We start from the raw sequence: 19178 nt of genomic DNA on the forward strand, positions 1-19178 counted from the left end.
CCTTGATTTCCGTCCTTTGGATTAGCGTGGGCGGATGGTGCAGGATTAAACCGCCTCGTTCAAGGCGCAAATGCCGTAGATGCACAGGCCCGAAGCCATAGGGAAAACCCTTAGGCCCACGGTTTGGCCCAGTAAAACAGGCACTTGCGGACGAACCAATCTGTCGCGAACGCTGAATACCGCGTCCGGGAACAACCAGTCAGTTTCAGACTAAAGTCGCCTGTAGCACGTCAAAGCCATCTGCCATCATTGCCGTTCACCCCCGCGTATTCACTTCCTCACGGTGCTTCACTGTTCCGGGACGGGAGCTGTTTTTGGTTGTTTGCGCCCAGCGCAATCGTTGTTCTGTTGGAGTTTTCAATGCGTCCCCCATTTCCCCTCATCACCCCGCGCCATTCGCTTGGCTTCGGAGCCTTTGTGCTGTGCGCCGGTTTTACCGCGCAGGTCCAGGCCAGCGGTTTTTTCGAAGACACCACGGCGAAGATCGAATCGCGCACGGTCTACTTCAACCGCGATTTCCGTGACGGGCACACCTCCAGTGATCAGGGCGCGTCCAAGCGCGAAGAGTCGGCGCAGGGTTTCATTCTCAATCTGCAATCGGGCTACACCGAAGGCACCGTCGGTTTCGGCATTGATGCGCTGGGCATGGCGGGTTTTCAGCTCGATTCCAGCCCGGACCGCAGTAACAGCGGCCTGTTGCCGTCCAGCGGCGAGAATCCGCGCGGTTCGAAAGGTCAGTACGCGAAGATGGGCCTGACCGCCAAGGTCAAAGTCTCGGACACGGTGCTGAAATACGGCGCGCTGCTGCCGGATCTGCCGCTGCTCAAGTACAACGATGGCCGTCTGCTGCCGACGATGTTCAACGGTGCGATGCTGACCTCCAAAGAGGTGAAGGATTTGACCTTCATGGCCGCACGCCTGGACAAGTACACCGCCCGGGACTCCACCGATTCGCAAGACATCCGCGTGCACTGCAAGAACAAGCGCTACGCCTGCAACACCACCGCCGATCATTTCGACATGTACGGCTTCGACTACAAGATCAATGATCGCCTGACCGCGCAATATCACTACGCCGAGCTGGAAGACATCTATCGCCAGCACTTCGTGGGTCTGTTGGCCAATCAGCCGCTGGGTGACGGTGTGCTGAAAGCCGATCTGCGTTTGCTGAAAAGCGCCGACAGCGGCGATGCGAAAGCCGGCTCAATCGACAACCGGGCGTTGAGCGGCATGCTGTCCTACGGCATCAGCGGCCACACCTTCAGCGCCGGTTGGCAGCGCATGAACGGCGACAACTCGATGCCGTATCTGGATGGCAGCAACCCGTACCTGGTGAACTACGTGCAGGTCAACGACTTCGCCGCCGCCCAGGAACGTTCGTGGCAACTGCGTTACGACTATGACTTCAAGGCGATTGGCATCAACGGCCTGAGCTTCCTGACCCGTTACGTGAACGGCGATCACATCAAGGTCCCGGGCAGCGATCAGGAAGGCAAAGAGTGGGAGCGCGACAGCGAACTGAAGTACGTGATCCAGACCGGGACGTTCAAGGACGTGAGCCTGCGTTTGCGTAATGCGACGTATCGGACGAACTACGAGAAGTTTGCCCGGGACGTGGATGAGACCCGGTTGATTGTGAGTTACAACTTTTCGGTGTTGTAAATCCGGGCCGAAAAAACCATCGCGAGTTAACTCGTGATGGTTTTTTTTCGGCTTGGGATCAGAGCCAATGCCAGAACCGGCTCCAGAACCCGCGATTCAGATCATCCTTGCACGCTGCGTATTGCTGACCGTACATGTCCGAGCGGTTCTGCACCTTGCGTGCCACCGGCATCAGCCACGCCTTGCTGGCGTAGGTCTTCTGGCGAAAACCGCCCCAGCCTTCGTGATAGTTGAGGTACTGGTTGTAGGCGTCGTACTTGTACACGCCGTTGATCGAGGTGGTCTTGTCCATGTACCAGCCGACGAAGTCGATGGCGTCATCGAAGTCTTCGCGGTCGGCGCCATAGCGGCCGGTGCTTTTCTGGTAGTCGGACCAGACCTCATCCTTGGCCTGCGCATAGCCCGAGGCCGTCGAAACCCGACCCCACGGGATCACCCACAACAGGTATTTACGCGGCGTCTTGGCGTCGTAGCGGTAGCCGGACTCCTGATACATGATCGCGAACGGCACCTGGATCGGTACGCCCCAGCGCTTTTGCGTGACTTGCGCCGCGTCGTACCAATCACTCTTTTCGCGGAAAATCTCGCAGAGGTTTTCCGGCGAACGCGGCGGCGATGTTCCGCAACCGGTCAACAGTGCCGCCAATACCAACAGTCCAACCGTGCGCCGCGAATTCAAAAGCCGTCATCCCGTCGTGCAAAAAAGGGCGCCAGTCTACGCGCTCAGGTCAACTGGTGGCGATAAGGCAAATCCGGACCTGTTTTGCTGCATGTAAGGGCGGCGGCCTGTACGGCAAACCTGAGCATGCCGTCGATCTGTTCGCGACTGAGGTGCTGCACGCCTTCCACCGAATCCAGCTCATGCTCGGTCAGCCAAGTGATCAACGCGGCCTGGAAGGTATCGCCGGCGCCGACGGTGTCGGCGATCTTCACTGAAGAGGCGGGCACCGACCATGAGCCGTGAGCGCGGCTGAAGACTGTTGCGCCTTCACCGCCACGGGTCAGGAACACCACCTGGCAGCGATGCTGCAGCCAGCCTTCGATGACGCGTTGCGGGTCTTGCTCGGGATACAGCAGGCTCAAATCTTCGTCGCTGACTTTGATCAGGTCCGCCAACGGCACCAGCGTGGCGATCCGCTCGCGCCACAGGTCGATGTTCGGCTCGGGGTTGAGGCGCACGTTCGGGTCGAGGCTGATCAGGCGTTTGCCGCTTTCGCGCTGTACCAACGCAAGCAACGTGTCGGCAATCGGTTGCACCACCAGCGAGAACGAACCGAAGTGCAAGCCACGCACTTCAGGGCCCAACGTTGGCAGGTGCGCCAGGCTCAACTGCCGGTCGGCGCAACCTTCACCGCGGAAGCTGTAATGCGGCGAGCCATTGGCGCCCACCGCGACCATCGCCAGGGTGGTCGGCGCGGCGAAATCCACCAGGTAATCCGGGCGGACGCCTTCATCCTGCAGCACCTGCTGCAAGCGTCGGCCGAGGTAGTCGGTGGACAACCCGCCGAACAGCGCCGAATCAACGCCCAACCGACGCAAACCCACCGCCACGTTGAACGGCGAGCCACCGGCAATCGCCTTGAAATTGACTTTCGATGCCTGCCCGCCGGCATCGTCTTCGCTGAAGAAGTCGAACAGTGCTTCGCCACACACCAGGTACATAGTTGTTTGCTCTTTATAAGGTTGCGACATGCAGTCGATAGCGTTCATAGGCCTGCTGGAAGGCCGCGACATTCGCGGTGATCGGCAGGGTTTCACTGTTCAGGTCGAGCTTCACGCAGCGCTCGCACAGGGCGGCCAGGGTGTCTTCGTGGCCGTTCGACCACGACGTGCACCACGCCGCCTGAATCGCCGCACCGAGGGCGGCGGCTTCGCTCTGCTCGGTGCAGATCACCGGGGTGTTCATGATGTCGGCGACGATCTGCCGCCATATCGCGCTTTTCGAACCGCCGCCGATCAGGCAAATGCTGCGGCTTTGTAAACCATTCTGGCGCAACAGATCCAGTCCATAACGCAGGCCGAAGGTGGTGCCTTCGACAGCGGCGCGGCACAGATTGGCCTGGGTCAGGTTATCGATGGTCAGGCCGTGCAGGCTGCCGGTGGCGTGGGGCAGGGGCGGCACGCGTTCGCCATTGAGGAACGGCAACATGCTCACCCCCTCGGCGCCGATCGGAGCCTGGGCCACCAAGGCGTTGAAGGCATCGAGATTGAGGTCGAACAATTCGCGGATCGCGCCGGTGGCGTTGGTCAGGTTCATGGTGCAGATCAACGGCAGCCAACCGCCGCTCGAGGAACAGAAAGTCGCGACCGATGCATCCGGGCTGACCTTCGGCGCCTCGGCGTAGGCGTACACCGTGCCGGAAGAACCGAGGCTCATGGTGATCGCCCCCGGCTGAATATTGCCGGTGCCGATGGCGCCCATCATGTTGTCGCCGCCGCCGCTGGACACCACTGCGTTGGGGTTGATACCCAGCTGTTCGGCAATCGCCGGCAGGATCGTGCCGACCGCTTGATGAGCGTCGATCAACTCCGGCAGCGCGGCTTGCAGACGACCGCTGGCATCGATGTCACGCAGCAGCTGCAAATCCCATTGGCGGGTGCGCACGTTGAAGTACCCGGTGCCGGATGCATCGCCGTATTCGCTGCACGAACGGCCGGTGAGCCAGAAATTCAGGTAGTCGTGGGGCAGCAGGATCCGCGCGATGCGCGAGAACACTTCTGGATGCTGTTCCTTGGTCCACAACAGTTTCGACACCGTGTAACCCGGTGCGATGACCACGCCGAGGCGTTCCAGCGAGCCTTGCTCACCACCGAGATGAGCGAGCAGTTGATCGTTCTCTGCCGTGGTTTCGGTGTCGCACCAGAGCTTGGCCGGGCGCAGCACCTGGCCTTGATCGTCAAGCAGTACCAGCCCGTGCTGCTGGCCGGAGACGCCGATGCCGAGGATCGATTGACCGTCGACATTCGCCGCCAGCAGGGCGCGGCGAGTGGCGAGGGCGAAGGCCTCCAGCCATTGCGCGGTGTCTTGTTCGCGACGGCCGTTGGCGCCGCTGATCATCGTGTGCGCGGCAGCGCCCTGGCCGAGGACCTGACCGCTGGTGGCGTCGAGGATGATGGCTTTGGTGCCTTGGGTGCCGCAGTCGATGCCGAGGAAGAGTTGTTGGTTATTCATGTGCGCTCCACGAAGATCCAGATCGTTCCCACGCTCTGCGTGGGAATGCAGCCCGGGAGACGCTCCGCGTCCCCATTCAACAGCGGACGCAGAGCGTCCATTGATGCACTCCCACGCGGACGGTTCGACGCCTCGACGTGGGAACGATCAGGTCAACAGGTGTTCGAGAGTTCGAGTTACGCCTTCTTCGCGCAAGCTGTTCAGGCACCACTCAAAGGCTGCGACAAATTCTGGCGAACGCGGTATCGCTGTACCGAAGATTTCTTCAACCCCCAACAGCCGCTCAGTGATCAAAGCATCCTGCGCCACCAACCCCTGACAGAACGCCGCCCGAGGATCCGGAATCGAGTAAGTGTCGCCATTCTCGTCCACGCCCTTCAAGTAAAGCGCCCAGGCCGCCACCACCAGCGCCGCCCGCTTGGTCTCGCGCCCATCGGTAATCAACCGGTTGATCGTCGGAATGGTGAACTTGGGAAACTTCGACGAGCCGTCGGAGCAAACACGCTCAAGCTGATCGGCAATCGCCTGATTGGAAAACCGCGCCACCAGCGTGTCCTTGTACTCGGTCAGGTCGATGCCCGGCACCGGCGCCAGTTGCGGGGTCACGTCCAGGTCCATGTAGGCGCGCATGTAGCGTACGAACAGTGGGTCGTTCATGGTTTCGTGAACGAAGCGGTATCCCTTCAAAAAGCCCAGGTACGTCAGCGCCAGATGGCTGCCGTTGAGCAGTTTGATCTTCATCTCTTCGTAGGGGGAAACATCGTCGGTGAACTGCACGCCGACCTTTTCCCAGGCCGGACGACCGTTGACGAATTTGTCTTCCAGCACCCATTGCACGAAGGGCTCGCAAACCACCGGCCAGGCGTCGTCGACGGCGTGTTTGTCCGCCAGTTGCAGGCGATGGGCGGTGCTGGTCATCGGCGTGATGCGATCGACCATGGCGTTGGGGAAGCTGACGTTGGCGTCGATCCAGTCGCGCAGGTCCGGATCGAGCAGCGCGGCGAAGGCCAGAAGCGCCTTGCGGGTCACCGCGCCGTTGTGCGGCAGGTTATCGCAGGACATCACCGTGAACGCCGCAATGCCCGCCGCACGCCGCCTGGCCAGCGCGGCACAGAGGAAGCCGAACACGGTTTTCGGCTGTTGCGGGTCAGTCAGGTCGTGCTGAATCTGCGGCAGGTGTGCCATGAACTCGCCATTGCTGTCATCGATGCAATAACCGCCCTCGGTGATGGTCAGCGAGACGATGCGGATCTGCGGATCGGCGAGTTTGTCGATCAGCACCTGGGCGCTGTCTTCGGCCAGCAGCATGTCGCGGATCGCACCGATGACGCGGACTTCGGTGTCGTCGCTGTCGCCCAGTTCGAACAGGGTGAACAGGTAGTCCTGCTCCTTGAGGTCATCACGGGCGCGGCGGTCCTCGGCGCGCAGGCCGACGCCGCAGATGGCCCAGTCCAGCGCTTCGCCGGTGTTCATCAGCGCGTCGGTGTAATACGCCTGATGCGCGCGATGGAAACCGCCGACGCCAATGTGGGCGATGCCTTGACGGGTATCGCTGAGGCTGTAGGCCGGCAGTTGCACTTCGGCGGCCAGGCGATTGAGGTTTTGCTGGTTCAGTTTCATCGGGTCAGTCTCGAAGTCAGGCGGCCGCGCGCAACGGGCGGGTCAGCGCCACGCCGTCGGCATCGAACAGATGGCAGTGGGCAGCGTCCAGGTGCAGGTTCAGTTGTTCGCCGTAACGGCTCGCCAGATCACCGCGCACGCGCATGGTCAGGGCTTCGCCGGCGTTGGTCTTGACGTGGCAGAAGGTGTCGCTGCCCAGCCGCTCGCTGACGTCGGCGGTGACTTGCAGGGTGCAGTCGCCCGCTTGCGCCAGTTCCAGGTGTTCCGGGCGAATGCCCAGGGTCACGGCGCTGCCGACGCTCAGGTTCGCCGCGTTGAACGGCAGGGTGATGCGGGTGCCGGCGTCCAGCGAGACTTCGCAGCTCGCGCCGTCGATACGGGCGATCTGACCTTTGAGGAAGCCCATTTTCGGCGTGCCGAGGAAGCCGGCGACGAACAGGTTGGCGGGGTGGTGATACAGCTCCAGCGGCGAGCCGACCTGCTCGATCTTGCCGGCATTGAGCACCACGACCTTGTCGGCCATGGTCATGGCCTCGACCTGATCGTGGGTCACGTAGATCATCGTGGCTTTCAAATCTTTGTGCAGGCGCAGCAGTTCCAGGCGCATCTGCACCCGCAGGGCGGCGTCGAGGTTGGACAGTGGTTCGTCGAACAGGAAGATTTTCGGGTTGCGCACGATTGCCCGGCCGATGGCTACGCGTTGACGCTGGCCGCCGGACAGCTGTTTCGGCTTGCGCTCGAGCATCGGCCCCAGTTCGAGAATGCGCGCCGCTTCGCCGACTTTTTTCTCGACTTCGGCTTTCGGTACGCCGGCCAGATCGAGGGCGAACGACATGTTTTTCTTCACGGTCATGTGCGGGTACAGCGCGTAGGTCTGGAACACCATCGCCAGATCGCGCTTGGCCGGGCTGACTTCGGTGATGTCGCGCCCATCCAGTTCGATGGTGCCGCCACTGACTTCTTCAAGGCCGGCGATCAGTCGCAGCAGGGTGGATTTGCCGCAGCCCGACGGGCCGACGAACACCACGAATTCCTTGTCGTTCACCTCAAGGTCGATGCCCTTGATGATGGAAAAACCTTCGAAGCCTTTTTGCAGATTCTTGATTTTCAGGTTGGCCATGGTGGCGCTCCTTTTGCGAATTCTTATTTGACGGCGCCGAACGACAGGCCGCGCACCAGTTGTTTCTGGCTGATCCAGCCGAAGATCAGGATCGGTGCGCACGCCAGGGTCGAAACGGCCGACAACTTGGCCCAGAACAACCCTTCGGGGCTTGAGTAGGAGGCGATCAACGCGGTCAGTGGCGCGGCTTTGGACGAAGTCAGGTTCAGCGACCAGAACGCCTCGTTCCAGCACAGGATCAGCGACAGCAGCACGGTCGACGCGAGGCCGCCCTTGGCGATCGGCAGCAGCACGCGGAGCATTTCCTGGGCGAGGGTGGCGCCGTCAAGGCGGGCGGCTTCGAGGATGTCCTTGGGAATGTCCTTGAAGTAGGTGTAAACCATCCAGACCACGATCGGCAGGTTGATCAGCGTGTAGATCACGATCAGCGCGATGCGCGTGTCGAGCAGGCCGAAACTCTTGGCCAGCAGGTAGATCGGCATCAGCACGCCCACCGGCGGCAGCATCTTGGTGGAGAGCATCCACAACAGCGTGCCTTTGGTGCGCTGGGTTTCGTAGAACGCCATCGAGTAGGCCGCCGGCACTGCGATCAGCAGGCAAAGAGCGGTAGCGCTGAAGGAAATCACCACCGAGTTCCAGGCGAAACTGAAGTAGTCGCTGCGCTCGTTGATGTGCAGGTAGTTCTCCAGCGTCGGGGTGAAGATGAACTGCGGTGGCGTGGCGAAGGCGTCGATTTCGGTCTTGAAACTGGTCAGCACCATCCAGAAGATCGGGAAGAAAATGATGATCGCGATGGCCCAGGCCAGCGTGCCGAGCAGCAGGCTTTGCAGCCGGCGGGATTGTTGAAGAGTCATGGCAGGCCTCAGGCTTTGTCAGTCAGGTTTTTGCCGATCATCCGCACCAGAATGATCGCGGCGATGTTGGCGATGACCACGGCGATCAGCCCGCCGGCCGAGGCCATGCCGACGTCGAACTGCACCAGCGCCTGGTTGTAGATCAGATAGGCGAGGTTGGTCGAGGCGTAGCCGGGGCCGCCGTTGGTGGTGGTGAAGATTTCGGCGAACACTGACAGCAGAAAGATGGTTTCAATCATCACGACCACCGCAATCGGCCGCGCCAGGTGCGGCAGGGTCAGGTGCCAGAAGATCGCGATCGGGCCGGCGCCGTCGAGGCGGGCAGCTTCCTTCTGTTCCTGGTCGAGGGACTGCATGGCGGTCATCAGGATCAGGATCGCGAAGGGCAGCCATTGCCACGACACAATGATGATGATCGACAGCAGCGGGTAGTGCGCCAGCCAGTCCACCGGCTGCGCGCCGAACAGCTTCCAGAGGTAGGCGAGGATCCCGGATACCGGGTGGAAGATCAGGTTCTTCCAGATCAGTGCTCCGACGGTGGGCATGATGAAGAACGGCGAAATCAGCATCACCCGCACGATGCCGCGGCCGAAGAATTCGCTGGCCTCCAGCAACGCACTGATCAACACGCCGAACACCACGCTGATCAGCAGCACGCTGCCTACCAGCAGCAAGGTGTTGGTGGCGCCGGGAATGAAGCCGGAGTCGGTCAGGAAGTAGGTGAAGTTTTCCAGCCCGACGAACTCGTTAACGCCGGGGTCGAGCAGGTTGTAGCGGATCATCGAGAAATAGACGGTCATGCCCAGCGGCACGATCATCCACAGCAGCAACAGGGCCACCGAAGGGCTGACCAGAAACCAGCCGGGATTGGCCACCCGGCTTTTGCGCCGGGGCTGCGACAGGTCGATGTGGGCTTTGGCAGTTGAAGTATTCATGGCGATCACAACCGAGTCATACAGACCTATGGAGATCCCCGGTGGGAGCGCGCCAGCACGCGAAAGCGGACTTTCAGTCGACATCCATGTTGAATGTCAGATTGCTTTCGCGAGCAAGCTCGCTCACACAGGAGTCAGGAGTAGCTTTTCGCAGGATTACTTCGGATAACCCGCGCGCTTCATCTCGCGTTCGGTGGTTTGCTGCGCGGCGGTCAAAGCCTGGTCGACCGTGGTCTGGCCAATCAGCGCTGCCGAGAACAGCTTGCCGACCTGAGTGCCCACGCCCTGGAATTCAGGAATGGTCACCAGTTGGATGCCGATGTAAGGCACCGGTTTGAGGGTCGGTTTGCTTGGGTCAGCCGCTTTCAGCGATTCCAGCGTGACCTTGGCAAACGGCGCGGCGCTCATGTAAGCATCGCTGTAGGTCGAGGCGCGGGTGCCCGGCGGAACGTTGGCGATGCCATCGGTCTTGGCGACCAGTTCGCCGTATTCCCTGGAGGTGGCCCAGGCGCTGAATGCTTTGGCGGCATCCTTGGCCTTGGAACTGGTCGGAATCGCCAGTGCCCACGAGTACAGCCACGCCGAGCCCTTGTCGGTGACCTGATGCGGTGCGTAGGTGAAGCCGACGTGATCGGCGACCTTGCTTTGGGTCTTGTCGGTGACGAACGAGCCGGCGACGCTGGCATCGACCCAGATCGCGCACTTGCCGCTGTTGAACAGCGCGAGGTTTTCGTTGAAACCGTTGCTGGAGGCACCCGGCGGGCCGGACTTCTTCATGGTGTCGACGTAGAAGTTCAGCGCGTTTTTCCACTCCGGGCCGTTGAATTCCGGTTTCCACTGCTCATCGAACCAGCGCGCGCCATAGGCGTTGGCCACGGTGGTGATCAGTGCCATGTTTTCACCCCAGCCGGCCTTGCCGCGCAGGCAGATGCCGTACTGTTCCTTGTCCTTGTGGGTGAGTTTTTCAGCGAAGCCGGCGATCTGTTCCCAGGTCGGACGCTCGGGCATGGTCAGGCCGGCTTCCTTGAACAGGTCGGTGCGGTAGTAGGTGATGGAGCTTTCGGCGTAGAACGGCAGGGCGTACAGCGAACCCTTGACTGACAGGCCTTCGCGCACCGACGGGAACACATCGTCGAGGGCGTAGCTGGCCGGCAGATCCTTCATCGGTTCGAGCCAGCCCTTGGCGCCCCAGAGTGCGGCTTCGTACATGCCGATGGTCAATACGTCGAACTGCCCGCCCTGGGTGGCGATGTCGGTAGTCAGGCGCTGACGCAGGACGTTTTCTTCCAGCACCACCCAATTGAGCTTGATATCCGGATGCTCGGTCTCGAAGGTTTTCGAGAGCTTTTGCATGCGGATCATGTCGCTGTTGTTGACGGTGGCGATGGTCAGGGTCTGGGCGCCAAGGCTGACGCTGCTGAGGGTCATGCAGGTGAGGGCCAGCAGAGCTTTTGCAGTGGGTTGCATCGTGCACTCCTTTTCTGCACCCGGTGGGGGCAGAAGGACAGTTATTGTTTTTGTGTTCTTCCAGCGGGGGAAGACTGTGCACTGATTACAGCCTTCTAAAGCAGGGCTGACAAATCATCCCTAGCACTTGAATCGATACTTTTTTGCACTCGGGATTGGCGTGATAAACGCAGGGAAGGGCATTTCAGCAGGGCGGCGGGCATGAATGCGTACAGGTTTTACGCGCTCAGCCGTGGTTTTGTTCGGTCAGGCGCTGCGCCACCAGCCGCCGGTAATGCGAAGGCGTCATGCCTTTGAGCTGCTGAAAACGCCGGTTGAAATTGGAAATATTGTTGAAGCCCGACTCGAAACACACCTCGGTCACCGGCTTGTCGCCATCGGCTAATAGTTCGCAGGATTTGCTGATGCGCAGTCGGTTGACGAATTCGATGAAATTACGCCCGGTGGCCTGCTTGAACACGCGGCTGAAATAGGTCGGCTTCATCCCCAGGTGCTCGGCGACTTCCTCCAGCGGCAACTCGCGGGCGTAGTGGGCGAAAATGTAATCCACCGCGCGGTTGGTGCGGTCGATGTTGTGCTCGTCGGCCAGTTGCGGCGTGGTTGCGCCGGACAGCAGCTGGTAGTCGTCGCAGGCCGCCAGCAATTCCATCAGGATGAAAAAGTGCCCGAGACGGGTGATGCCGTTTGAATCGGCGATGCGTTGCATCAGGGTCATGGCCTGACGGATTGTCTGCGGGGAGCGGAATTCGATGCCGTATTGCGCACGCTCGAGCAGCGGCGCCAGGGTCTTGAGTTCGGCGAATACCTGATGGCCGCTTTCGAACAGCTCATCGGTGAAGTTGACCAGCATGTCGCGTTTCTCGACCACTTCATCTTCGGCCACTTGGCTGATCCAGTTGTGCGGCAGATTCGGGCCGGTGAGGAACAGCGTCTGCGGGTAGAAGTTGCCGATGTAGTCGCCAATGAACACCTTGCCCGAACTGGCGACGATCAGGTGCAGCTCGTATTCCTTGTGAAAGTGCCAGCGCACCAGCGGGCAGGGAAAGCCGTGCTGGCGATAGATGATGGACAACCCGTTGTGGTCATCCATCAATTCATACGAGGGGTCGGTGACGCGGACGGTTCGGGTCATGATCTTGTGCTTTTTTTGTTATCGCCCGGCGATCATGCCTCTTTGCGCGCGCGTTGCGCCAGTTTCCGTTGCGGGTCAGGCAGCGCGTTGGCGGGCTTTGAACACGTTGGCGACGCGGCAAAATTCCACCAGATCCGACTCCTCGAGAAAGTCGACGTTAATGATGTTGCATTTCAATGCCCAGTCACTGTTATCCAGGTCGAACCATTTGTTCAGCTCGTCATGTATGTCGACGGGACCACCAAGGACGGTATAGCTGGTGGCGGATAACGACCAGACATTCCATGTGCCTGGCGGGTTTTCCATCACTTTCTCAATGAATTGCCGCAATTCATCAGGGTTGGTAATGCCGTTTCCGGACCATTTATGACTGATTTGATCGTGGAATACTCTGTAGTCGAATTTCCAGTGCGATCTTGCAGCGGCAAAAACACGCTGTTTCGGACTGATGCCTTTTAGTTCCCGAAGTGTGAGGGACTGGTTGGCGCGAGGTACAAGACGGTCTCCCAGCAAGTTGAGAATCGTGTTGTTGAAGTATTCGAAATCGAAGTCATCGCCCTCCAGGTTGTGGAAGTCCAGGACAATGAATTCATCCGGATTGTTTGCAAGAAAGTTGTTTATGTCGGTGGCCAGGTCTCTCAGCGTTCGGGAGTTGGTATGGCCGTTGTGGTGCATGACGAACTTCCGAGGTCCTTCACCACTGGGTTCATATTTCAAACGAATGTCAAGCGCACGGGCGCCGTGGTTCAGTTGTGCATGAAAAGTATCGTGCTGACACGCCAGCCAGTGACGTGGAGGGCCAAAAAACGGATAGGTGGCGCGCCAGTCACTGCCCGCGTTGTGAGTGCCGGGCAGTGTCAGTTCGCAGATGTTCAGAGCGTCGATGTCGGGGGTCGTACTCATCCAGTTGGAAGTTGCCATTAGTGCATCCTGCATAAGTGATCAAAAAAAGTGGCGGTATGTTAGTTGCTTGAAGAGCCACTTGCAGGATGTTTATAGGGTTTAAATCATTGGCTGGCTACGTGAGTGTTGATGCAATTTGTTGATGATTGTTTGGATAGTTTTCTGACGCTGCTATTTATTAAGGTTTTTAGCCTCGATCCACTGAGACATGTATTGTGTGCTCTTGTGTAAATGATGGCGCAACATGCTGCCGGTGAAATTGTTGAGTCTTCGTTGTTGAATGTTTTTGCGGCACTCAAGCAACTTGTCGATAAGTGCCGGCCCATGGACGGCTCGCTGATAAATATCTTCGAGCAGTGTTTGTCCATGGGATTGGGTTGCTTGCCAGAGTATTTCGTCGCGATAAAGCTGGACCGCGGCATTGGCGAAGTCCTGCGCGGTACGGCAGATTGCCCCCGGCCAGGGTTGATGGGTATGCATGCCTTCAGCCCCTGTCGGCGTCGTGACACTCGGCGTTCCGCACAGCATTGCATCGATCAGCTTGCCCTTGATCCCCGCGCCGAAACGCAGGGGGGCCAGGCAAACACGCGCATCAGACATGACCTGCAAGGCATCTTCCGCCCAGTTCATGATATGGAACCCCTGTGCGCGATTGTGCAAGGTTGCTGCCTTGGGGGGCGTGTAGGCTCCGTAGATACGCAGTTGCGCCTTGGGCAGTTGCTCGCGGATCAGCGGCCAGATTGTCGATTTCAGCCACAAAACGGCATCCCAGTTCGGCGCGTGACGGAAATTGCCGATACTGAGAAAGTCCACGCGCTCATCGAAGGTTTTTGGCGGAGCGCTGGGCGGATCAACCATCAACGGGCACCAGTGCAAGAGTTCTGCTGGCAACTTGAACTGCTGCACCAATAGTTCGATTTCCACCGGCGAGATCATCAGATTCAGATCACAGCGATACAGCGCGGCAATCTCGCGCATGGCCAGGTCGGTGTCAGCCATCAGCCTGAACTCTTCGTGCAGTGCAGGCGCAAACAACCCATGGAAGTCGTTCGCGTCATCGCAGGCCTTCAACCGATCCTTCAAACGCTGATGCCTGGCATGGCGCAAGCTCTGCAAGTCCGAAGTTTCCAGAACACGCATCGCGTCGGGGCAGTGTTTTTCCACCCGCCAGCCGAACTGTTCTTCCATCATGAATTGGTCGAAGAGCACGATATCCGGCGCCAGCTCGCTGATGAACGTGTCGAAACTGCTGTTGTTCAGCTCGATCGGGACCTCGCGAATGCCCAGCCCGGTGAGATCCAACTTGTGCTCGCCGGGGCCGGCCGGGCTGCTGAAGGTAATGTCCCAGCCTTGCTGCAAGAACGTTTCGAGAATTTGCATCACATGCCCACTGGCTGCCGAAGAGCGGGGCTCGGGCCAGACGTAACCGATGACCAGGACTTTGGTGATGGGAAGGAGAGTCATGAAGGGTGTTCCTTTGCTGCAAACGGGAGGCGCTAAAAGGCGCGGAAAGGGCGCAATTAAACCACAGCGCTGGATGATCTTGATCCGCTGGCGGTACTGGGCACTCGGTTGCGTGGCCGCTGAGTTTATTGTTCTGGATAAAATGGTAGATGCAAGAATGCCAGTCCCGAACTGGACTGGCATTTTTGTGTTTAATCACTCAGATCGTCTTTGCACTGGGAGCAAAATGTCAGATCTTTGATTTGACAAGATTTATTTCTAATGTACCGATGAACTGATCGATCTCGGTGTTGCGTAGCGCAGTTTCTATGGTTGCCATATTTATGTAAAACCCGACAGGGTCGGATTTTGTTTGGTCAAGGAGAGCGACTGCTACTTCATAAGAGTCTGCGTTGTATAAGGCTGGGTATTTCTGAACAAGAGTTGGAAGGCTGGGGCGAATGGATTCGAAGTTATTTAAATGAGTGAATTTTTCGGTGTTCGCTGTCCTGTAAGGGTTCGGAAATGACGGATCAATCATGCGGGGGTTGCGTGCAAGATCAATTAATGAAGCTGCGTCGAATTCAACACGATTCAGAGATTTTCCATAATACAGATCAAGGGTGCCAGGCGCGCCATGTGACATCTCATGGATCAAGACGTCGGCAATTCTGGCTTCGTCGTATTTTGCAGCGCGAAAAAAATCATCCAGGTGCTCCGGAAAAATCTTGATAAATCTCTTGATCGATTCTTTATGTACAACGCCGTTGATTACCGCCTTCTTCCAATTTTTGTAATCAGGCACATTCAATGCTGCCAGTGCATTGACATCGGCCTTTTTGAACGACAAATTGGAGAGCGTGAAAGCATCAAGATCTTTGCGTATTGCTCGCAGTTTCAGCCCCAAATGTTGGGCAGCCTCGCTGGATCCTGTCCCAAACATATACTCGAGAACCTTACGAACATCAGTATTCGACTCTACATCGGCCAATAAGCTGATGGCATTGTCCAGTTTGGTTTTGGCGATCGGAATAGCCTTCTTGATGTAATGCTTGGTGTAGCTTTTGGGCAGGATCCTGTGCCATGGCAGGGTAGGTAGTTTGAATTTGTAATTGAAATTCTCCAGTTTGGCTCCCCAAGGCTGGCCCAATCGGTTCAGAGCGTACCATTCGTCATTGTGGCGTATACCCCATACCTGGAAGACATCCTGGGAAGTTTGCGCGGGCCTCCAGGTCCCAAGACGAATAGTGTCTGGGTCAACAGTTGCGGGCAGTTTGCGGTACGGCGCTCCAGCCGACCATTTGCGCGCATCGGCAATCGCGTTATCGATTGCGGCCACACTGCTGCGCCACCCTTTGCGCAAAAGCTTTGCGCCGTGCAACAGCAAGTCGGAAGCTCCGTCCAATGGATTAAACAGGTTGCTCACCAAACCAAGTCCCGCTGAACCGATCGCGCTCGCCTTGGTAGCAAGGCTCATGCTTTTGGCGGCAAGACTGGCAATCTTGGCCACCGCTCCAACGACTAACAGGACAGTCATCGCGGCTTCTAAAGTACACGCCGACACCCCCTGGAGCTGCCGATCCAGATCGTTTGAATTCAGATCCTCGATACAGGATTTGAAGGGCACGACAAAATTGAGAAACGTATCCAGATCCTTTTCACGTTTTGCTCGTAGCGCCTCCAGACTGGTCTGTCCCCAGCACTCTTTTACCAATTCATCGTAGGTCGCGATGGGCCGGTGCTTGAGCACGAAGTTCACCAATGGGTCGAACTCTGTCGAATAGAAGCTCTGGTAATAACCATTGATTTCTGGAACCAGTGGAGAACCTGATAACTCACCGATTTTATCGATTACACCGGAACTGACGTTGACGAGGCCTGGCGTTACCCCATGTGTATAACACTCGATGTCTGTGGGCAACTGATGCACCTTCGCAGGTGGGAAGTAGTTCTTATCGCTGCTGCGAACAGTTGTGCTTAAAAGCTTTTCCCTTTGGATAAGCGCTGCCAGGTCGTTATTTTCGCGGCAGACACCGTGTAAGGTGAATAATTCGTAGCAAGTCACTCGGCCTTCAAAGTGTGAACAGATGACCACACCGTAGCGCCCCGTTGCCTCTTCTATATCCTTATGACTTTCTGTCGGTTCACGCTCTGTTACTTTCAGGAATGCCTCAAGGGTTGAGGCGATGGGATTCGAGGGAAGGCTAGTGATCGACTGAATTTTCGCGACTGACGGTCTTATGGTGAATATCGTCACCTTGCCTCTTAACAGGCGCGTCCGATCAGGTAGTGGCAACGATGAAAATGCCGATTTCAAATGCATGTTCATTGCTCGCACATGAGCCACATAGTCGCGATGGAACTGACGGAAGAATTCACCATCAGGAGCAATCAGGTTGGGGAGCATTCGGGGAAACGCGTTGTAGATACTTTCGCCATTTTTCAGATCCCAGTCGCCAGTCACCAGATCATTGGACATATGCAGTTCTACAGGCGATACGGGAAACGGGTCGGCGTATGCGTCCTCCAGCGGTCGATTTTTCGTTTGATGAAGGACTTTTTTTTCGAGATAGGTACATCCTGGAGCGAGCTGCTTGAGGATATCCAATGCCACGCTCTTGCGAGTCGGCAGAGGACGAGACAACGTGTCGGCCGTTTCGGCAAGCGTCTTGGCGTGTCGGGCGTACGCATCCAATGCTACTTGCAGCGATTGCGTGGCCGATGCCTTTACGTCATCCGGCGTGACGATTTTGTTGAGTAACGCCCAATCAACCACCGGATCCACGGCAGCCAGAGCGACGAGCGTCTTTTGCGACTCGGTGACCGCTTCAAACTCCAGCAGCTGTTGTAGCTGTACATAAGTCATCGAGCGCGTCGATCCTGGCGCGATGATTTCCTGCACCGCCACGACTCGACAAAATTCAACCCACTGCGGCGTGCCCAATGACAGGGTAGGAGGCAGATCTCTGACCAGAAATTCCGGTGCGGCCTCTGCCAGCAACAGATGAGCGGCCAATGCCACATTCTTTTCAGTAATCCGGTGGTTCTCGATCAGGTGCCTTTCGAATTTCGCTTGTACATCGGCGAAGGACTTCTCCATGTACTCGACAGCGTATAAGTTAAAACCTGCTACATGATTGCGAGGTTCTTGCTCCCCAACTTCAGGATGAAGGTCGAGCAAGAGCGAAGTCAGCAGCATCAGCTTGAGCGACTCATTTGTCTGGGGTTGATTGTTTCGCGCTCCATACCAGTCTAGATCTCGCACATAAGCGTTAGCCCACACCAAAGCGATGGGGCTGGAAATAAGCTCTTCAACAGCGTCTGCAGCTTCCGAGCGTTTGAAGGAAATAGACCGCCCGCCCCAAATGCTATTACTCAGATTTTCAAGCAGCGACTGACCTTTGGTATAGCTTGTGGTGAGTTGTCGGAGCGCACTGCGTTGAACAGCAGTGAGAGTGACTGAGTTGCTTCCTTCTGCTTTGATCATTTCCCAATAGTTGCCAAGTTGCGGACTTGCTGGAAGTTTCAACTCCATGGACTTTGTCAATCTGACGCTTTCGGCAGCGGTTCGGGGAACGATGTAGCGATGAAACTTCAGCCACTGCATCAACTCAATCTCATCAGCGAGGGTGATTACACCTCCGGTCAACTTGGCCATGTCAATCAACGTCGCGAGCGTTTCTGTAAGTTCCGGTGCAATTTTAGAGGCGTTCGTAAAGCGCAGAGTTTTACCGGAGTATCGTACGATGAATTCGGCTTCGGAAGTTACTTCAAATAATGAGTGGTCAGGCACTTTGAGAGTGATCAGGAGTTTTTTGAAGGCGTCAGTTTCGGACATTTTTCGCAGCATTTCTCTGCCCGGCTGAAGCGCTTCCTCAAGCGTCGAACCGGACTTCAGAGAAAGAGTTGCACCTTCCAGCGTGAAAGCTTGCGAAGGGGCGAGGTATTCCCCGCGCTGCGTTAGTTTGTATATGACTTCATCTCGCTCGCTATTGTCACTTGTAACATGATGGTTTTCAGTTACGGTGATGGGGATAGTTCTGGACAGGTATTTTTTGTTCGAGAAGTCGGAATGTATTACGGTCATGACAAATCCTTTTGTTTTTCGGTTTTATGTTTTGCGTATCCTCTTTTATTATCTTGCATCTATCAACGATTGGCGTGTAAGTGCAAGTTGCTGAAGGGAGAGTGCCTCTTAGAGGGCGCCACCCCTTCACTATCACTAGAAGGGGTGGCTTTTATTATGTTTATTTAATAATTGCTTTTACCTTGTCGCGTAATTGATCGATCGAAAACGGCTTGCCGATCACATGCATATCCGCCGGTACTTCTATTGTTTCTGCATAACCGCTGGCAAACAAAATCGGCAACGCGGGACGAATAACGCGGGCTTCGGTGGCCAACTGGCGCCCATCCATGATCGGCAGGCCGACGTCGGTCATCATCAGGTCGATGGGCTGATTCATGTCCTTGAGGATGTCCAGCGCCTGCTCGCTGCCATCTGCCTCCAGAACCTTGAACTCCAGTTCTTCCAGCACATCGACGATCAGCATGCGCACGATGGCATCGTCTTCGACTACAAGAATGGTGGACACGGGACTGGACATAATGGCTGCTCTCAAGAATGGGGATGGTTGCGCCGGTCGATCAAAATTGCCGGGCTCTTGCATGAGTAAGTGGCGCATAGCCACAAGTTCCCGAATGGATACAAAAAAGGATAGGCGCAAACGGGCCGGCAAGGATAACCGTTGGGTTGCGATTCGGTGCGGGCAAATGTGGGAAAACAGTGCTAACACTGTGAGAAAAATGGATCCATGCCACCCTTTTGGGGCAAACTCTCTGGTTTTGAACAGTTCGACAAGGTTGCCCC

14 protein-coding genes are annotated in these 19178 nt (G+C 57.2%); 1 reads left to right on the forward strand and 13 read right to left on the reverse strand.

All coding sequences use genetic code 11. The features are described from left to right. Positions 1-360 precede the first annotated feature (360 nt). On the forward strand, positions 361-1662 hold the full coding sequence (locus tag L6D81_RS07555; RefSeq protein ID WP_236178536.1) for an OprD family porin: 1302 nt from the start codon (positions 361-363) through the stop codon (positions 1660-1662). 58 nt (positions 1663-1720) lie between these two features. Here L6D81_RS07555 and L6D81_RS07560 read toward each other — a convergent pair whose 3' ends face one another. The 13 genes from L6D81_RS07560 to L6D81_RS07620 all read right to left on the reverse strand — a co-directional run bounded on the left by L6D81_RS07560 (position 1721) and on the right by L6D81_RS07620 (position 18915). After that, entirely contained in the window at positions 1721-2341 is a 621-nt protein-coding gene (locus L6D81_RS07560; protein WP_085610228.1) for a transglycosylase SLT domain-containing protein, read from the reverse strand. Between the two features lie 44 nt (positions 2342-2385). Further along, complete coding sequence (locus L6D81_RS07565; RefSeq protein ID WP_236178537.1) at positions 2386-3324, reverse strand: carbohydrate kinase family protein; 939 nt, start codon at positions 3322-3324, stop codon at positions 2386-2388. A 13-nt stretch (positions 3325-3337) separates the two neighbouring features. Then, positions 3338-4834, reverse strand: a complete 1497-nt coding sequence (xylB, locus tag L6D81_RS07570; RefSeq protein WP_236178538.1) for a xylulokinase — start codon at positions 4832-4834, stop codon at positions 3338-3340. 147 nt (positions 4835-4981) lie between these two features. Next, a complete protein-coding gene (locus L6D81_RS07575) occupies positions 4982-6454 on the reverse strand; it encodes a mannitol dehydrogenase family protein (protein WP_236178539.1) in 1473 nt (490 codons plus the stop codon). 16 nt (positions 6455-6470) lie between these two features. After that, positions 6471-7574, reverse strand: a complete 1104-nt coding sequence (locus L6D81_RS07580) for an ABC transporter ATP-binding protein (RefSeq protein ID WP_236178540.1) — start codon at positions 7572-7574, stop codon at positions 6471-6473. A 23-nt stretch (positions 7575-7597) separates the two neighbouring features. Further along, positions 7598-8428 (reverse strand): carbohydrate ABC transporter permease, encoded by an 831-nt coding sequence (locus L6D81_RS07585; RefSeq protein ID WP_007957423.1) that lies wholly within the window; start codon positions 8426-8428, stop codon positions 7598-7600. Positions 8429-8436: 8 nt separating this feature from the next. Beyond that, a complete protein-coding gene (locus tag L6D81_RS07590) occupies positions 8437-9363 on the reverse strand; it encodes a carbohydrate ABC transporter permease (RefSeq protein ID WP_236178541.1) in 927 nt (308 codons plus the stop codon). A gap of 156 nt (positions 9364-9519) precedes the next feature. Continuing rightward, complete coding sequence (locus tag L6D81_RS07595) at positions 9520-10830, reverse strand: ABC transporter substrate-binding protein (protein ID WP_236178542.1); 1311 nt, start codon at positions 10828-10830, stop codon at positions 9520-9522. A gap of 226 nt (positions 10831-11056) precedes the next feature. Then, a complete protein-coding gene (locus L6D81_RS07600) occupies positions 11057-11962 on the reverse strand; it encodes an AraC family transcriptional regulator (protein ID WP_236178543.1) in 906 nt (301 codons plus the stop codon). Positions 11963-12037: 75 nt separating this feature from the next. Next, positions 12038-12883 carry a phosphatidylinositol-specific phospholipase C domain-containing protein gene (locus tag L6D81_RS07605; RefSeq protein ID WP_236178544.1) on the reverse strand — a complete coding sequence of 282 codons (846 nt, stop codon included), beginning with the start codon at positions 12881-12883 and terminating at the stop codon, positions 12038-12040. 153 nt (positions 12884-13036) lie between these two features. Next, positions 13037-14329, reverse strand: a complete 1293-nt coding sequence (locus tag L6D81_RS07610) for a glycosyltransferase (protein ID WP_236178545.1) — start codon at positions 14327-14329, stop codon at positions 13037-13039. A 229-nt stretch (positions 14330-14558) separates the two neighbouring features. After that, positions 14559-18395 carry a hypothetical protein gene (locus tag L6D81_RS07615; RefSeq protein WP_236178546.1) on the reverse strand — a complete coding sequence of 1279 codons (3837 nt, stop codon included), beginning with the start codon at positions 18393-18395 and terminating at the stop codon, positions 14559-14561. Between the two features lie 160 nt (positions 18396-18555). Further along, positions 18556-18915, reverse strand: a complete 360-nt coding sequence (locus L6D81_RS07620; protein ID WP_236178731.1) for a response regulator — start codon at positions 18913-18915, stop codon at positions 18556-18558. Between the last annotated feature and the right edge of the window lie 263 nt (positions 18916-19178).

It is taken from the genome of Pseudomonas sputi (assembly GCF_021603585.1).
In the GTDB taxonomy this organism is placed as follows: domain Bacteria; phylum Pseudomonadota; class Gammaproteobacteria; order Pseudomonadales; family Pseudomonadaceae; genus Aquipseudomonas; species Aquipseudomonas sputi.